The following is a 17,705-nucleotide window of genomic DNA, read 5'->3' as shown; positions in this document are numbered from 1 at the left end:
AACAATATGGTACCGATATACAATCCCAATACAATACCGAGTACCCAGCGTACTGTTTTTTTTAGCTTTCTGATAGGCGGTTAATTTTTATAATCAGCCAACAAAAATATGAAATAATACGTTATGAATCGTACTTTTATCACTACTTTTGCAGCGTTTAAACGTAAATAAACATTATGAGTACAATAATCTTGGGAATAGAATCTTCTTGTGATGACACTTCTGCAGCTGTCATCAAAGATGGTTATCTGCTTTCGAATGTGGTGGCCAGCCAAGCTGTGCATGAAGCATACGGCGGGGTAGTGCCTGAACTGGCTTCCCGCGCGCACCAACAAAATATAGTTCCGGTAGTGCATGAGGCATTGAAGCGCGCCGGAGTAACCAAAGAGGAATTGAGTGCTGTGGCCTTTACGCGTGGACCGGGATTGATGGGGTCGTTGTTGGTGGGGGTATCTTTTGCCAAAGGATTCGCCCGTTCATTAGGTATTCCTATGATTGATGTTAATCATTTGACTGGCCATGTGTTAGCTCATTTCATTAAAGCAGAAGGTGAAGATAATGTGCAGCCGGAATTTCCTTTCCTTTGTTTGCTGGTTTCCGGTGGAAATTCACAGATTATCTTGGTGAAAGCCTATAACGATATGGAAATTTTGGGGCAGACTATTGATGATGCCGCCGGTGAAGCCATTGACAAATGCTCGAAGGTGATGGGATTGGGATATCCGGGTGGTCCGATTATTGACAAGCTGGCTCGGCAAGGTAATCCTAAAGCCTTCTCGTTCAGCAAACCGCATATTCCAGGGTTGGATTATAGTTTCAGCGGACTTAAGACCTCGTTTCTTTACTCTCTGCGCGACTGGATGAAGGAAGACCCCGATTTCATCGAACATCACAAGACGGATTTGGCGGCATCGCTGGAAGCTACCGTCGTAGATATCCTGATGGATAAGTTGCGCAAAGCCGCCAGGCAATATAAAATAAAGGAAGTGGCTGTTGCCGGAGGCGTTTCTGCCAATAACGGATTGCGCAATGCATTCCGTGAGCATGCCGGGAAATATGGCTGGAAGATATTTATTCCGAAGTTCAGCTACACAACGGATAACGCTGCCATGATTGCCATTACAGGATACTTCAAGTATATGGACAAGGATTTTTGTCCGATGGAAGCGCCTGCTTATTCACGTGTAACTTTAGGATAATAGCCCGTTGGTGGAATTAACCGCTTTCATATCTCCTTCTTGGAGGTATGCGCTGGCTTCATTTTGTTCTGTTTTTCGGTTTTCTGCCTACCAGCTTTCTATTTTCTCCCTATCTGCTCCGTGTATATATAAAGGGACCAAATAGGGAGCAGATAGGGAGCAGGTAAGGATTAGGTAGGGAGCGGGTAGGAAAATGTTCTGTTTGTCGGTTTTTCTACATCTTTTGATTCCGACAACGGGTTAATAAGTATGTTTCAAAAATTAACTTATAGTATCTGTCATGGTGGCTACTCAGCGAATCGGTAAAAGTGGATTTTTTAGATGCTGATTAAGCGGATTGGGCGGATTGTTTTAATTTCACGTCCTCGTAAATCGGGCTTTTAAGAATAAAATCCGCTGAATCTGCCCAATCCGGCGTCTGAAAAATGACATAAAAGTGATTCATTGAATGGCTGCGTTGCTGTCATGCTAATATAGACCAATTATTAACATCCACTTATATATATAATAAGGTATGAAGCTGGAAGAAAAGATAGGAGAGTTGCTGAAAGCAAAGAAATTGTCCCTTTCCACCGCAGAAAGTTGTACGGGTGGAGGGATTGCCGCTGTGATAACTTCCGTTCCTGGCAGTTCGGAATACTTTAATGGTGGTATAGTGGCGTATTCCAATGAAATAAAGATGTCTCTGCTGCATGTCTCTGCCGAAACATTGGAAAAACATGGAGCGGTAAGTCGCGAAACTGTTACAGAAATGGTGAAAGGTGCGATGAAAACGCTGAAAACAGATTGTGCAGTGGCTACTTCCGGTATTGCAGGTCCTGGAGGTGGGACTCCGGAAAAACCGGTGGGTACGGTGTGGATAGCTGCTGCCTATAAAAATGAAATCGTTACCATGAAGCAGGAGGGAGACGAGGGAAGAAAGGGAAATGTGGAAAAAGCAATTCAAAATGCCCTTTTGTTGCTTTATGAGAAGCTGAAATGAGGAAAAAATGCTATCATACAGTGAATTATTTTAAGAAAAACTTGTTTGGTAACGATAAAAGTGCTTACTTTGCGCTCTGTTTGAAATAGGCAAAAAAGAAAACTATAAAATTAAGATAGAAATGTCAAAGATTTGTCAAATTACCGGAAAGAAGGCCATGATTGGCAACAATGTTTCACACTCAAAGAGAAGAACGAAGAGAACCTTTGATTTGAACTTGTTTAACAAGAAGTTCTACTATGTAGAGCAGGATTGCTGGATCAGCCTTAGCATTTGCGCTAATGGTTTGCGCATTATTAATAAGAAAGGACTGGACGCTGCTTTGAAAGATGCGGTAGCTAAAGGTTATTGTGATTGGAAAAGCATTAAAGTTATTGGCTAAAGTAGAGGAGAATACTGATTATGGCAAAGAAAGCAAAAGGTAACAGAGTACAGGTGATTCTGGAATGCACAGAACACAAGGATAGCGGTATGCCGGGTACTTCTCGTTATATTACGACGAAGAACAGAAAGAATACCACAGAGAGATTGGAGTTGAAGAAATACAACCCGATTCTGAAGAGAGTGACAGTACATAAAGAAATTAAATAATAAATCTATAACTTATGGCAAAGAAAGCGGTAGCAACCTTGCACGAAGGAAGCAAAGAAGGACGTTCTTATACAAAGGTTATCAAAATGGTGAAGTCTCCTAAGACTGGTGCTTACATCTTTGATGAACAGATGGTCCGTAATGAAGATGTTCAGAACTTCTTTAAGAAATAAGATAAATGCAGTGGCTGTAAAGCGCTGATGACTTATAAAGATCCCCTTGTCGGAATTTCCGGTAAGGGGATTTCTTTTTAAAAAGAGGATGAAGTTTTTAATATTCGTCAGTTTTGTTATATCTTTGCTGAAAATGCGAAGATAGGCTGCACCTCAGCATAAAAAATGAACGGGTTCATTTTATTCTGCATTCGGTTTGCACTATCTTTGCAGGGAATGCGAAAACAGGTTGCATAAAAATAATTAGCGTATGGGATTTTTTAGTTTTTTTCTCCAAGGAAAAAAAGGAAACATTAGATAAAGGATTATCTAAGACCAAAGAAAGTGTGTTTGGCAAGATTGCGCGTGCCGTAGCAGGAAAGTCAAAAGTTGATGATGAAGTATTGGATAATCTGGAAGAGGTGTTGATAACTTCGGATGTGGGCGTGGAAACGACACTGAAAATTATTGAACGTATCGAAAAGCGTGCAGCATCCGACAAATATATGAATGCCACTGAGCTGAATCATATTTTACGTGATGAAATCGCAGCGTTGCTTACAGAGAATAATTCGGAGGATGTGGATGACTTTGAAGCGCCGATTGCGAAGAAACCATACGTCATTATGGTAGTGGGGGTCAATGGTGTAGGGAAGACTACTACGATTGGCAAACTGGCTTATCAGTTCAAGAAAGCCGGAAAGTCTGTTTATCTGGGTGCTGCCGATACTTTCCGTGCTGCTGCTGTGGAGCAGTTGGTGATATGGGGTGAACGGGTAGGTGTACCTGTTGTAAAGCAGAAAATGGGTGCTGACCCGGCTTCTGTCGCTTTTGACACACTGAGTTCTGCAACTGCCAATAATGCGGATGTGGTAATTATTGATACGGCAGGACGCCTTCATAATAAAGTCGGCTTGATGAATGAACTGACGAAAATCAAGAATGTGATGAAGAAGGTTGTCCCTGATGCTCCGAATGAGGTGTTGCTTGTGTTGGATGGCTCAACCGGACAGAATGCATTCGAACAGGCCAAGCAGTTCACTCTGGCAACGGAGGTTACGGCAATGGCTGTTACAAAGTTGGACGGAACAGCCAAGGGTGGCGTAGTCATCGGCATTTCAGACCAGTTTAAAATTCCGGTTAAATATATTGGATTGGGTGAAGGAATGGAAGATTTGCAGGTGTTCCGTAAAAAGGAATTTGTTGATTCACTGTTCGGGGAGAATGCATGAAACGGAAGACTATAGATATCATCACTTTAGGATGTTCTAAAAACCTGGTGGATTCGGAACATTTGATGCGCCAGTTGGAGGAAGCGGGATTCCATGTGACACATGATGCGGAAAGGCCGAAAGCAGATTGCCGTAATCAATACTTGCGGTTTCATCGGTGACGCCAAGGAGGAATCCATTAATATGATTCTGGAATTTGCGCAGGCCAAGGAGGAAGGAAGCTTGGAGAAGCTTTATGTAATGGGCTGTCTTTCGGAACGTTATCTGAAGGAATTGGCCGTTGAAATTCCCCAGGTGGATAAATTCTATGGTAAATTCAATTGGAGAGAGTTATTGCAGGATTTGGGAAAGGCCTATCATGACGAGTTGCACATAGAGCGTACATTGACCACTCCCAGGCATTATGCCTATTTGAAGATATCCGAAGGGTGTGACCGTAAATGTTCTTATTGTGCTATCCCCATCATTACGGGGCGGCATGTGTCGCGCCCGATGGAGGAAATACTTGACGAGGTGAAATATCTGGTTGCACGGGGTGTAAAGGAATTCCAGGTTATAGCCCAGGAGTTGACCTATTACGGAGTAGATTTATATAAGAAGCAAATGTTGCCCGAGCTTGTTGAGCGGATTTCGGATATTCCCGGAGTGGAGTGGATACGCTTGCATTATGCCTATCCGGCGCATTTTCCGACTGATTTATTCCGTGTGATGCGTGAGCGTGACAATGTATGCAAATATATGGATATTGCCCTGCAACATATCAGCGACAATATGCTGCAAAAGATGCGCCGCCATGTGACGAAGGATGAGACATATAAGCTGATAGAACAATTTCGTGAAGAGGTTCCCGGTATCCATCTCCGTACTACACTGATGGTGGGGCATCCGGGAGAAACTGAAGCCGATTTTGAGGAGCTGAAAGAGTTTGTCCGTAAAGTGCGTTTCGATAGAATGGGGGCTTTTGCGTATTCGGAAGAAGAAGGAACGTATGCTGCTGCTGAATATGAGGATTCTATTCCCCAGGAAGTGAAACAAGCGCGCCTGGATGAGTTAATGTCTATTCAGCAAGGCATTTCAGGGGAGTTGAGTGCGGAGAAAGTAGGCAGGCAGATGAAAGTAATCATTGACCGGCTGGAAGGCGAATATTATATTGGACGTACAGAATTTGATTCTCCCGAAGTGGATCCGGAGGTTTTGATTGAGCGTGGAGACAAAGCGTTGCATATAGGTAACTTTTACCATGTAGAGATAGTAAATTCCGATGATTTCGACCTTTTTGGACGAATAATTTAAAGATTTTTCCTTATCTTCTTGCATATGTGAAGAAGATTTGCTAATATAGCACCGTAGTTCAATTTAAAGGCTTACATTTTGAATAACAAAGAGTTTACTTCTGAATTGTCGCGGAGGTTAGGATACACATTGAAAGATACTTCTGAACTGGTTGCTTCATTGCTGTCGGATATGACACGACAGTTGGAGGAGGGGAATATTATCTCTATACAAGGGTTCGGTACATTCGAAGTGAAAAAGAAGGCAGAGCGTATTTCTGTGAATCCGACTACAAAGCAGCGTATGCTGGTACCTCCCAAATTGGTGTTGACCTATAAGCCGAGTACATTGTTAAAGGATAAGTTTAAGTAACCGGCTTTAAAAAAAATCTCCCGTATTATGAATGAGAAACTGAACATACAAGACCTGATTGACACGCTGGCTGAAAGGCATGGCATGAGCAAGAAGAATGCGGATAGTTTTGTGAAAGAATTCTTCCAGCTGATTGAGGAGTCATTGGAGAAGGATAAGTATGTGAAGATACGAGGTTTGGGGACTTTCAAGCTGATAGATGTCGGGAGTCGTGAAAGCGTTAATGTGAATACGGGGGAAAGGTTTGAGATACAAGGGCATACAAAAGTGTCGTTTACACCGGAACCGGCTTTGAAAGATATTATCAATAGGCCATTTTCGCATTTTGAAACTGTAGTTTTGAATGACGCTACGGTGCTTGAGGACACTCTGCAGGAAAATGACAGTGAAGATGAAGAAGATACTGAAATCAAAACTCCGGAACAAGAGGTGGAGGAGAAGCTTGCCTTAGTGGAAGAAGCCACGATGGAAGAACCTTTGGTGGAAACTGTAATAGAAGAGCCGTTAATTGAGCCCGAACCGGAAGTTGAAGAGGAGAAACCGGAAAAAACCGAACCTGAAGCAATGCCTGAAAATATAGTTGCTGTTGAGCCGGAACCGTCTGAGCCGGTGATAAAAGATACGGCAGATTCTTCGACTATGAAATATTTTATAGGCATCGTCGTGTTTGTAGTGTTGTTGTGTGGTGGCGCCGTAGCTTTCATGTATTATCCGGACTTGCTTGACAAACTTACTGCAAAGCCTCTTGTAGAAGAAGTTGCAGACTCGGATGTGAAGGAATCTGCTACTGAAAAGGTGGATGTTCCTGCCGGTCAAGACAATATTGCCTTGACAGACAGTATTGTTTCAAAAGATGTTGTAGTTCCTGCCCGGACAGATACTGTGGCAGAAACTGTTGCTGCAACAACTCCTGTGCTTAAAGAAACTCCAAAGGAAAATGTACAAGTACAGTCTCCCGCTCCCAAAAAAGAGCAGAAAAAGACAGTTGTACCGTTTGAGCCGGATTCTGTGGGATATACGATTGTGGGAACAGAAACCACTTATACCATCAAGGAAGGAGAAACGTTGACTAGGGTAGCGCTTCGTTTTTATGGGACAAAAGCTCTTTGGCCTTATATCGTGAAGCACAATCCCGGCGTAATCAAGAATCCGGATAATGTGCCTTATGGTACTACTATCAAGATACCGAAATTGGTCAAGAAGCAGTAAAAAATTACTGCTTCTTTTTTTGTTAAATACTAAACTCTATGAAAGTAGTTTAATCTAAAGGTTTCGCATAGTTTTTTAATAAAAATTAGTTGGTATGGTTAATTTATTCCCGTACTTTTGGGAGCGAAAAAAATAATTACCGGTTCAAAATCGGATAAATGAAGAAATTAAACATTAAAAAATAGATTGATTTATGGCTGAAACAATTGACATCCGCGAACTGAATGAGCGGATTGAAAGACAAAGTGCTTTCGTTACCAATCTTACCACAGGTATGGACCAGGTCATTGTAGGACAAAAGCATCTGGTAGAGTCGTTGTTAATTGGTTTGTTGTCCGATGGACACGTGTTGTTGGAAGGTGTGCCCGGTTTGGCAAAGACTTTAGCTATCAAGACGCTTGCTTCGTTGATTGATGCGCAATACAGCCGCATTCAGTTTACGCCTGACTTGTTGCCTGCCGACGTAATAGGTACAATGGTTTATAGCCAGAAGGACGAAACGTTCCAAGTAAAAAAAGGTCCGGTCTTCGCAAACTTTGTTTTGGCCGATGAAATCAACCGTGCTCCCGCCAAAGTACAGAGTGCTTTGCTGGAAGCCATGCAGGAACGTCAAGTTACTATCGGCAATGAAACTTTCGGGTTGCCCAAACCATTCCTGGTGCTTGCCACACAGAATCCTATCGAGCAGGAAGGTACTTATCCGCTGCCCGAAGCGCAAGTGGACCGTTTCATGCTGAAAGTTGTAATAGACTATCCGAAGCTGGAAGAGGAGAAACTGATTATCCGCCAGAATATCAACGGAGAGAAGTTCAACGTGAAGCCAATCTTGAAGGCTGACGAGATTATCGAAGCCCGCAAGGTGGTTCGCCAGGTGTATCTGGACGAGAAAATCGAAAAATATATTGTCGATATTGTATTTGCTACCCGTTATCCGGAAAAATATGATTTAAAAGAACTGAAAGACATGATTGGTTTCGGCGGTTCGCCCCGTGCTTCCATCAACTTGGCCCTGGCTGCCCGCAGCTACGCGTTCATCAAACGTCGCGGTTATGTCATTCCGGAGGATGTGCGCGCTGTGGCACATGACGTACTTCGCCACCGTATCGGCTTGACTTACGAGGCAGAAGCCAGCAATATGACATCTGATGAAATCGTCAGCAAGATACTGAACAAGGTTGAAGTGCCCTGACGCATAATAGAGGTTTTCGTAAACTTGAGGTTTACAATCCTAGACCTAAGGTTTAGCGTCGTAAACCTTAGGTTTGAGTACCGAAAACCTCCCCCTTTTCATAGGGAAGTTTCTGTTATAAACTAAATTGCGCTTGTGTGCTTAAATGAGATTATTAAAATAAATCAATGGAAACAACAGAACTTTTGAAGAAAGTCCGTCAGATTGAGATAAAGACGCGCGGATTGTCCAACAATATCTTTGCCGGGCAGTATCACTCTGCCTTCAAGGGTAGAGGTATGGCATTCTCCGAAGTGCGCGAGTATCAGTTTGGCGATGACATACGCGACATTGACTGGAATGTGACCGCCCGCTTCAACAAGCCTTACGTCAAGGTGTTTGAGGAGGAACGCGAATTGACAGTGATGTTGTTGGTAGATGTTTCCGGTAGTTTGGAATTTGGTACGGTAAAGCAGATGAAGAAAGATATGGTGACGGAAATTGCCGCCACATTGGCATTCTCTGCCATTCAGAATAATGACAAGATTGGTGTCATCTTCTTTTCGGACCGGATTGAGAAGTTTATTCCACCCAAGAAGGGACGTAAACATATACTTTACATCATCCGCGAATTGATAGACTTTCATGCGGAGAGCCGGAGGACAAACATCCGTTTGGGATTGGAATATCTGACGAATGTGATGAAACGCCGTTGCACGGCATTTGTCTTGTCCGACTTCATCGACCAGGAAAGTTTCAAGAACGCCATGACCATTGCCAATCGTAAGCATGACCTGGTTGCCGTTCAGGTATACGACCGTCGTGTGGAAGAATTGCCACCCGTGGGACTGATGAAGATTAGGGATGCCGAGACGGGACATGAGCAGTGGATTGACACCTCCTCGCGTGCTGTGCGTCGTGCCCATCATGACTGGTGGGTGAACAAGCAGGCGGAACTGAATGAAACGTTTACCAAGAGTAATGTCGACAATGTGTCGGTACGTACCGACCAGGATTATGTCAAGGCATTGATGAATTTGTTTGCGAAACGAAATTAATCGGAAAATGAAAAGATATTTATTTCTGATAGCGTTATTGATAGCATGGTTGGGAAGGGTAGTAGCCCAGTCGGTAACGGTAGATGCTACGATTGACTCTTTGCAGATTCTTATTGGAGAGCAGGCAAAGATAAAGCTTCAAGTATCTCTGGATGCCGATAAGCGTGCCATATTTCCGGTATATACCGATACGCTGGTGAATGGGGTTGAAATTATTGATGTGGTCAAGCCCGATACGCAGCTGTTGAATGATGGCCGGCGTGCATTGATAACCCAAGAGTATACAGTTACCTCTTTCGACTCGGCTCTTTATTATCTGCCGCCTATGGAAGTGACGGTGGATAATGAGAAGTATCGCTCCAAAGCGTTGGCCTTGAAAGTATATTCGGTGAATGTCCCGTTAGACCCGGAGAATCCGGAACAGTTCTTTGGTCCCAAGACAGTGATGCAAGCGCCTTTTGCTTGGGAAGACTGGTATGGTCTTATGGCTTGTGGTGCGCTGATTATCCCGATAGGGTATTACTTGTCTATCTGATAATGCGTTTCTTCGACAATAAGCCTATTATCCGTAAGGTGAAGGTAGAACCTAAGCTGCCTCCCCATCAGTTGGCTATGCAGGAGATAGAACGTATCAAGAATGAGAAGGTATGGCAGAAAGGGGAGCCGAAGGAATATTATACGGAATTGACCGATGCTCTTCGTACATATATAAAAGATCGTTTTGGTTTCAATGCTTTGGAAATGACTTCTACGGAAATCATAGATAAGTTGCTGGAAATGAAAGATAAGGAAGCTATATCAGATTTGCGTGAATTGTTCCAGACTGCTGATTTGGTGAAATTTGCCAAGCATAATCCATTGATGAACGAAAATGACGCTAACCTGATTAATGCCATTGACTTTATTAATGAAACCAAGGAGAAAGAAGAGGAGAATGCCAAGCCGCAGCCTACTGAGATTACCATTATCGAGAAACGTTCTTTGCGTACCAAGATTTTGCTGGGAGCGGGTATTGTAGTGTTGGCTGTAGCCCTTGTCAGTTCATTGATATATATCGGATTGGAGTTGTATAATTATTTTGCTTAATGCTGGAAAAGTGACTTCAATCGGATATACATGAGTGAAAAATGAAGGATGTTTGGAGCGGAGCTGAATTGTAAATCGTTAAATCGTACATAAATATGGTTTTTGCCAATATTGAATATTTATTTTTGCTGCTGTTGCTTATACCTTATATAGTATGGTATATTATGAAGCGGAAGAATAGTGAAGCTACGCTTCAGATTTCGGATGCCCGTGTGTATGCCCATACCCCTAAAAGCTATAAGAACTATTTGTTGCATGTACCGTTTGTATTGCGGATAATTGCCTTGATACTGATTATTCTTGTTTTGGCACGTCCGCAAACCACCGATAGCTGGCAGAACAGTGAGATTGAGGGTATTGATATCATGCTTGCTATGGACGTTTCTACCAGTATGCTGGCCGAAGACTTGAAACCTAACCGGTTGGAAGCGGCGAAGGATGTAGCGGCAGAGTTTATTAACGGACGTCCGAATGACAATATAGGTATAACTCTGTTTGCTGGAGAAAGCTTTACGCAATGTCCGTTGACAGTAGACCATGCCGTATTGTTGAACTTGCTTAAAGATATGAAGTGCGGGCTGATTGAGGACGGAACGGCAATCGGTATGGGTATTGCCAATGCCGTTACCCGTTTGAAGGATAGCAAGGCAAAGTCGAAAGTTATTATTCTGCTGACGGACGGTGTCAACAATAAAGGTGATATTTCTCCTTTGACAGCTGCTGAAATAGCAAAGAGTTTTGGCATTCGTGTTTATACTATTGGGGTGGGAACCAATGGTATGGCTCCTTATCCTTATCCGGTAGGTGGAACAGTGCAATATGTCAATATGCCCGTCGAAATTGATGAAAAGACTTTGACACAGATTGCCGGAACAACGGAAGGTAACTATTTCCGTGCCACCAGCAACTCGAAGTTGAAGGAAGTGTATGAGGAGATAGACAAGCTGGAGAAAACAAAATTGAATGTAAAAGAATACAGCAAGCGCCAGGAAGAGTACCGCTGGTTTGCGTTGGCTGCTTTCTTGTGTGTATTACTGGAGGTACTGTTACGCAACTCTATATTGAAGAAGATACCGTAAAAACGGAGAATGTCTTTTAGCGTATCAGTCATTGCGTAGCCAAATTGTAATTTGTAAATTGCTAAATTGTAAATAAAAAGATGTTTCGATTTGAAGAACCTGCATATTTGTACTTGTTGCTGCTGTTGCCTTTATTGGCGGCCTTCTACTTGTACTCCAATTATCGGAGAAGGAAAGCCATTCGTAAGTTTGGTGATCCTATACTGATGGCACAACTAATGCCGGATGTTTCCAAATACCGTCCGGATGTGAAGTTTTGGTTGGTTTTTGCGGCTATCGGGTTGTTCACGGTACTGCTGGCACGTCCGCAGTTTGGTTCCAAACTGGAGACGGTAAAACGTCAGGGAGTGGAAGTGATGATTGCGTTGGATATATCCAATTCCATGCTGGCACAAGACGTACAGCCAAGCCGCTTGCAGAAGGCAAAACGGCTGGTGGCACAGTTGGTAGATAAGATGCAGAATGACAAGGTTGGTATGATTGTTTTTGCAGGTGACGCATTTACCCAGTTGCCTATTACGAGTGATTATATTTCTGCCAAGATGTTTTTGGAGTCTATCGATCCTTCGCTGATTTCCAAGCAAGGTACGGCAATTGGAGCTGCGATAAATCTGGCTGCCCGGAGTTTTACACCTCAAGAAGGAGTGGGACGTACTGTTATTGTCATCACCGACGGTGAAAACCATGAAGGTGGTGCCGTAGAAGCTGCTAAGGCTGCTGCAGAGAAAGGTATCCAGGTCAATGTATTAGGGGTAGGTATGCCCGAGGGTGCCCCCATTCCAATAGAGGGTACTAATGATTATCGTCGTGACCGTGAAGGTAATGTAATCGTTACTCGCTTGAATGAGCAGATGTGCCAGGAAATTGCTCAGGCGGGAAATGGTATTTATGTGCGCGTAGACAATACCAATGGTGCACAGAAAGCGATTAGTCAGGAAATCAACAAGATGGCAAAGGCAGATGTGGAAACACAGGTGTACACGGAATTCAATGAACAGTTTCAGGCAGTGGCATGGATTATTCTGCTGTTGTTACTGGCTGAGATGTTGATATTGGAGCGCAAGAATCCTCTGTTCCGCAACATTCATTTATTCTCTAATAAGAAATGATGCGTATGTTACAGAAAAAGTATATTGGAATGGTTTTGCTGCTGTTAGTGGCAGTTTCAGCTTCTGCACAGAAGGCGGAACGCGATTATATCCGTAAGGGAAACCGTTTTTTTAAGGATAGCGTATATGTGGATGCAGAAGTGAACTATCGGAAGGCTTTGGAGGTAAACCCGAAGTCAACGGTTTCCATGTTCAACCTGGGAAATACATTGACCCAGCAGAACAAGCTGCAGGAAGCGATGGAGCAATATGTGGGGGCTACCAAGATAGAAAAGGACAAATCGAACTTAGCACAGATTTATCATAATATGGGAGTCATCTTTCATTCTCAGAAGGATTATGCAAAGGCGGTAGAAGCTATAAGGAGTCGTTACGCAATAATCCGAAAGATGATGAAACGCGCTATAACCTTGCTTTGGCACAGAAACAGTTGCAAGACCAGCAGCAGAACCAGGATCAGAATCAAGATCAGGATAAACAGGACCAACAGAAGGAGCAGGATAAACAGCAGGATCAGCAGAAAGACCAGCAACAGAATCAAGACCAGCAACAACAACCTTCTCAGCCGGAAAAGAAAGATAATGAGATGTCTAAGGAAAATGCCGAGCAGCTGTTGAACTCTGTCATGCAAGACGAGAAGGATGTGCAGGATAAAGTGAAAAAGCAGCAGGTACTTCAAGGAGGTCGTCTGGAAAAAGATTGGTAACAAACATAATAGGAAATAATATATGAGAAAAATAGTTTTCTTATGGATAGCACTGATTGCAGTCAGTATGAATGCCTTTGCCGATGGCAAGGTATCGTTTACTGCGTCCGCTCCTGACGCTGTGGCGGTAGGAGACCAGTTCAGACTGTCGTATACGGTGACTACACAAAAGGTGAGGGACTTTCGTGCTCCTTCTATTAAGGGATTTGATGTGTTGATGGGGCCCAGCCGCTCGCAACAGAGTAGCGTGCAGATGATTAATGGGCAGACGACTTCAACCAGCAGTATTACATTCACTTATATTTTAATGGCGACTGCAGAAGGTGATTTTACCATTCCAGGAGCCACTATCACTGCTGATGGTAACCAAATGGTTTCGAATTCTGTACGAGTAAGGGTTCTTCCGGCAGATCAGGCTGCTAATGGAGCTTCTGGAAATAGTGGCAAACAGAGTGGGGGCACTGCCAGCCGCGCTTCTTCCGGGACATCTGTATCGAATAGTGATTTGTTTATTACAGCTACTGCCAGTAAGATGACGGTGTATGAACAAGAGGCTTTTCTGCTGACATACAAGATATATACCTTGGTGGACTTACGTATGTTTGATAATGTGAAATTGCCTGACTTCAAAGGATTCCATTCTCAGGAAGTAGAATTGCCTAATGACAGAAGATGGGGATTGGAGCATTATAAAGGTAGAAATTATCAGTCTACAATCTATCGCCAGTTTGTGTTGTTCCCGCAACAAGCCGGTAAGCTGACAATTGATGCTGCACGCTTTGATGCTTCCATTGCAAAGGCTACACAAGTTGCTGATCCGTTCGAGGCATTTTTCAATGGAGGAAGCAATTACGTAGAAGTTAAAAAGACAATTTTAACTCCGCAACTGACAATTGACGTAAAACCCTTGCCAGCAGGTAAGCCTGCCGATTTTTCGGGAGGGGTGGGAGAGTTCAATATAACTTCTTCTATCAATAGTACAAATGTCAAGACCAATGATGCTGTGACTGTCAAACTTGTCATTTCTGGTACTGGTAATCTGAAATTGCTTTCTAATCCGGAAGTTAAATTCCCCGAGGATTTTGAAGTATATGATCCGAAGGTGGACAATAAATTCCGTCTGACAAATTCGGGCCTCTCCGGTAGTAAGGTCATTGAGTATCTGGCAATTCCTCGCAATGCGGGAACTTATAAGATTCCTGCCGTAAAGTTCAGTTATTTTGATATTAATTCCCGTTCGTATAAAACGTTGACTACGGAGGAGTATGAATTGCATGTGGAAAAGGGAGCAGGTAATGCTGCTCAGACTATTGCAAACTTTACAAGCAAGGAAGAGTTGAAAGTATTGAACGAGGATATTCGTTTTATCAAGCAGAATAACGTTACTCTGTCTCCCAAAGGTAATTTCTTCTTCGGTTCGTTGACGTATTGGTTGTTTTATTTGATACCGGGTATTGCATTCATTACATTCTTTATCATCTATCGTAAGCAAATAGCAGCCAATGCAAATGTAGCAAAGATGCGTACTAAGAAAGCCAATAAAGTGGCGGTGAAACGTATGAAACAAGCTGGTAAATTATTGGCAGAGAATAAGAAAGATGCGTTTTATGATGAGGTTTTGAAGGCTCTTTGGGGGTATATCAGTGATAAACTGAACATTCCGGTATCCCGTTTGTCTAAGGATAATATCGAAGAGGAACTTCGCAATTATGGCGTGAATGATGCGTTGATAAAGGAATTCCTCGATGCATTGAATAACTGTGAGTTTGCCCGCTTTGCTCCGGGTGATGATAACCAGGCTATGGATAAGGTATATTCAGCTTCTTTGGAAGTTATCAGCAAAATGGAAAACTCGATAAAACATTAATCAGGAGGAAATGGTAATGAATAAAATATTGTTTTTTACTCTTAGTCTGGTGATGGCAATTACTGCCTATGGGCAGAATTCTGCATCTGTAGATACATTACAGACTGCTAGTGACTCTACATCCGTCGGTTCACATGCGGAATTCTCTGCTGCAAGACAAGAACGCAATGTGACAAAGGCTGAAGGTGACAGCGCTATATACGGAATGATTATGCTTCTGCCATTCAAATATATGAGAATCTGTTAAAGAAGGGAGAGGCTGCAGAGGTCTATTATAATCTTGGCAACAGTTATTATAAGGCAGATGATATAGCAAGAGCTATATTGAATTATGAGCGTGCCTTGTTGCTGGAACCTGGTAATGCTGATATTCGTGCAAATTTGGAGATAGCACGTTCTAAGACAATCGATAAGGTAATCCCGGTTCCTGAGGTTTTCTTTGTATCTTGGACTAAATCGTTGATTAATTGTCTTAGCGTAGATGCATGGGCTAAGTTGGGGATTGTATTCTTTATACTGTTACTCGTTTCGTTCTATCTCTTTTTCTTTTCAAAACAGATTATGGGAAAGAAAGTGGGATTTATTGCAGGAATAGTATTTCTGGCTCTTGTTATATTGAGTAATGTGTTTGCTGCTCAGCAAAAAGGCGAACTGATGGAACGTAATGAAGCTATAGTGTTAGCACCTAGTGTCACAGTGCGTAGTACTCCCAGTGAAAGTGGTACAAGTCTGTTCATTCTTCATGAGGGACGTAAAGTTGAGATAAAAGACAACTCTATGCGTGAATGGAAAGAAATTCGTTTGGAAGACGGTAAAGTAGGGTGGGTTCCAGCTTCCGCCATAGAAGGTATTTAAATTTTTCCCTATATTCTAAAAACAGCTCGTATAAACCGGTAATTCCGCTTTATACGAGCTGTTTCTGTCTATTTTCAGGAGCTTTTTCTCTGTACTTATAATTCTGTATACTTGAAAAATGATTATTTTTTTGAGAGGCAATATTCTTTTTGAAAAAAGATAAAGAAATAGTTTGTTTTATCTTTTTTTTTCCTTAAGTTTATAGCGTGATAATAAAAAGTACAGAGTATTAACCATTAAATTTATGAATATGAGAACAATAACATTTAATGAATTACGTAAGATTAAAGACTCATTGCCTAGTGGTAGTATGCATAGAATAGCCGATGAACTTGGACTGAATGTTGACACTGTAAGAAATTTTTTCGGTGGACACAATTTTAAGGAGGGGAAAAGTGTTGGGATTCACTTGGAACCTGGACCAGATGGTGGATTGGTTATGATTGATGATACTACTGTTTTAGAGCGAGCTTTAAAAATTTTAGATGAAATGGCAGGTAAAACTGAAGAAGCTGTTTGAGCTTAAGAAGAGAAGTTAGATAGAATCCCAATTGCTGACAACAATTGGGATTTCTTGTTTGTTTTAATCTCAAAATCAATGATATATGGAAGATAAATTAGTTACTTTGGCAATCTTAACGTATGCGAAAGCTCAAATATTGAAAAATGTTCTTGAAAATGAAGGTATTGAGACTTATATCCACAATGTAAACCAGATACAACCGGTTGTTTCTTCGGGTGTACGTGTGCGTATTAAGGAGAGTGACTTACCCCATGCTCTGAAAATTACTGAAAGCTCTGCGTGGTTATCTGAAGAGGTAGTGGAGGGAAGTCACCTAAACTGGAGAAGGTTAGTAATAAAGTGCTGATTCCAGTGGATTTTTCCAATTATTCTTTGAAGGCTTGCGAGTTCGGTTTCAATTTCGCTCAGAATATAGGTGCAGAAGTTGTTTTGCTACATGTTTATTTTACTCCTATATATGCAACTTCTTTGCCATACGGAGACGTATTTAACTATCAGCTAAGTGATGAGGAGAATGTAAGGAGTATCTTACAAAAAGTTCATGCGGATTTAAACGCATTATCTGATAAAGTAAAAGAGAAGGTAGCTTCCGGCGAGTTTCCAGATATTAAATATACTTGTGTCTTGCGTGAAGGTATTCCTGAAGAAGAGGTACTCCGCTATACCAAGGAATATCGACCACGCATTATCATAATGGGAACTCGTGGTAAAAGTCAGAAGGATATTGATTTGATCGGTAGTGTAACGGCTGAAGTGATTGAACGTAGCCGTGTACCGGTATTGGCCATTCCTGAAAATACTCCATTCAAGCAATTTTCTGAGGCTAAGCGTATTGCATTCATTACTAATTTTGATCAACGTGATTTAATAGCTTTTGATTCGCTAATAAATAATCTGAAATCATTTAAGTTTTCAGTGTCTCTGATACATCTTTCAGATGTTCAGAATACATGGAATGAAATAAAACTGGCTGGTATTAAGGAATATTTTCAAAAACAATATCCACAATTGGAAATATACTATGATGTGGTAAAGAACGATAATCTGCTTAGTAGTTTAGACAGTTATATCAAGAGTAATCATATTGATATTATAACATTAACTTCTTATAAAAGAAATATATTTTCGCGCTTATTTAACCCTGGCATTGCCAGAAAGATGATTTTCCATTCTGATACACCATTGTTGGTAATTTATGGAAGACCGAATTAGGTGTTGAATATGGATAATATGGTTTCTGTTCAA

Annotated in this window: 14 protein-coding genes and 5 pseudogenes; all 19 read left to right on the top strand. The window is 42.0% G+C overall.

Going from position 1 to position 17,705, the window contains the following annotated elements; all coding sequences use genetic code 11:
• Positions 1-176: 176 nt before the first annotated feature.
• The gene (tsaD, locus tag JCM16496_RS02565; protein WP_025832126.1) at positions 177-1,199 is read left to right on the top strand and encodes a tRNA (adenosine(37)-N6)-threonylcarbamoyltransferase complex transferase subunit TsaD; all 1,023 of its coding nucleotides are present in this window, start codon (positions 177-179) and stop codon (positions 1,197-1,199) included.
• A gap of 514 nt (positions 1,200-1,713) precedes the next feature.
• Positions 1,714-2,181, top strand: coding sequence for a CinA family protein (locus tag JCM16496_RS02560; RefSeq protein ID WP_025832124.1), 468 nt, complete (start codon positions 1,714-1,716; stop codon positions 2,179-2,181).
• Positions 2,182-2,302: 121 nt separating this feature from the next.
• On the top strand, positions 2,303-2,563 hold the full coding sequence (rpmB, locus tag JCM16496_RS02555) for a 50S ribosomal protein L28 (protein ID WP_004291052.1): 261 nt from the start codon (positions 2,303-2,305) through the stop codon (positions 2,561-2,563).
• 20 nt (positions 2,564-2,583) lie between these two features.
• On the top strand, positions 2,584-2,772 hold the full coding sequence (rpmG, locus tag JCM16496_RS02550) for a 50S ribosomal protein L33 (protein ID WP_002560155.1): 189 nt from the start codon (positions 2,584-2,586) through the stop codon (positions 2,770-2,772).
• Positions 2,773-2,786: 14 nt separating this feature from the next.
• Entirely contained in the window at positions 2,787-2,945 is a 159-nt protein-coding gene (locus JCM16496_RS21275; protein ID WP_005827735.1) for a DUF4295 domain-containing protein, read from the top strand.
• 242 nt (positions 2,946-3,187) lie between these two features.
• Complete coding sequence (ftsY, locus tag JCM16496_RS02540) at positions 3,188-4,156, top strand: signal recognition particle-docking protein FtsY (RefSeq protein ID WP_128809397.1); 969 nt, start codon at positions 3,188-3,190, stop codon at positions 4,154-4,156.
• A pseudogene (gene rimO / locus JCM16496_RS02535) lies at positions 4,153-5,449 on the top strand (30S ribosomal protein S12 methylthiotransferase RimO). The gene ftsY and the pseudogene rimO overlap by 4 nt, the downstream one beginning before the upstream one ends.
• 78 nt (positions 5,450-5,527) lie before the next feature.
• A complete protein-coding gene (locus tag JCM16496_RS02530) occupies positions 5,528-5,800 on the top strand; it encodes an HU family DNA-binding protein (RefSeq protein WP_025832116.1) in 273 nt (90 codons plus the stop codon).
• 27 nt (positions 5,801-5,827) lie between these two features.
• On the top strand, positions 5,828-7,009 hold the full coding sequence (locus JCM16496_RS02525) for an HU family DNA-binding protein (RefSeq protein WP_025832114.1): 1,182 nt from the start codon (positions 5,828-5,830) through the stop codon (positions 7,007-7,009).
• A 193-nt stretch (positions 7,010-7,202) separates the two neighbouring features.
• Positions 7,203-8,198, top strand: coding sequence for an AAA family ATPase (locus JCM16496_RS02520; protein ID WP_025832112.1), 996 nt, complete (start codon positions 7,203-7,205; stop codon positions 8,196-8,198).
• 167 nt (positions 8,199-8,365) lie between these two features.
• Complete coding sequence (locus tag JCM16496_RS02515; RefSeq protein ID WP_005827747.1) at positions 8,366-9,235, top strand: DUF58 domain-containing protein; 870 nt, start codon at positions 8,366-8,368, stop codon at positions 9,233-9,235.
• A gap of 7 nt (positions 9,236-9,242) precedes the next feature.
• Positions 9,243-10,321 (top strand): annotated as a pseudogene (locus tag JCM16496_RS02510) (hypothetical protein).
• 95 nt (positions 10,322-10,416) lie between these two features.
• Entirely contained in the window at positions 10,417-11,400 is a 984-nt protein-coding gene (locus tag JCM16496_RS02505) for a vWA domain-containing protein (protein WP_005827750.1), read from the top strand.
• A gap of 80 nt (positions 11,401-11,480) precedes the next feature.
• On the top strand, positions 11,481-12,509 hold the full coding sequence (locus JCM16496_RS02500) for a VWA domain-containing protein (RefSeq protein WP_005827751.1): 1,029 nt from the start codon (positions 11,481-11,483) through the stop codon (positions 12,507-12,509).
• A pseudogene (locus tag JCM16496_RS02495) lies at positions 12,506-13,215 on the top strand (tetratricopeptide repeat protein). Before JCM16496_RS02500 ends, JCM16496_RS02495 begins: the two are co-directional and overlap by 4 nt.
• A 22-nt stretch (positions 13,216-13,237) precedes the next feature.
• Positions 13,238-15,082: a BatD family protein gene (locus tag JCM16496_RS02490; RefSeq protein WP_025832105.1), complete on the top strand. Its 1,845-nt coding sequence runs from the start codon at positions 13,238-13,240 to the stop codon at positions 15,080-15,082.
• A 10-nt stretch (positions 15,083-15,092) separates the two neighbouring features.
• Positions 15,093-15,937, top strand: a pseudogene (locus tag JCM16496_RS02485) (tetratricopeptide repeat protein).
• A 250-nt stretch (positions 15,938-16,187) separates the two neighbouring features.
• Positions 16,188-16,457 (top strand): DNA-binding protein, encoded by a 270-nt coding sequence (locus tag JCM16496_RS02480; protein WP_128809396.1) that lies wholly within the window; start codon positions 16,188-16,190, stop codon positions 16,455-16,457.
• An 85-nt stretch (positions 16,458-16,542) separates the two neighbouring features.
• Positions 16,543-17,672, top strand: a pseudogene (locus JCM16496_RS02475) (universal stress protein).
• Positions 17,673-17,705 lie beyond the last annotated feature (33 nt).

The sequence above is a fragment of the Bacteroides rodentium JCM 16496 genome (assembly GCF_000614125.1).
In the GTDB taxonomy this organism is placed as follows: Bacteria; Bacteroidota; Bacteroidia; order Bacteroidales; family Bacteroidaceae; genus Bacteroides; species Bacteroides rodentium.
The sequence above is the reverse complement of the archived record's forward strand: the minus strand, read 5'-3'. Positions and strand labels throughout refer to the sequence as shown.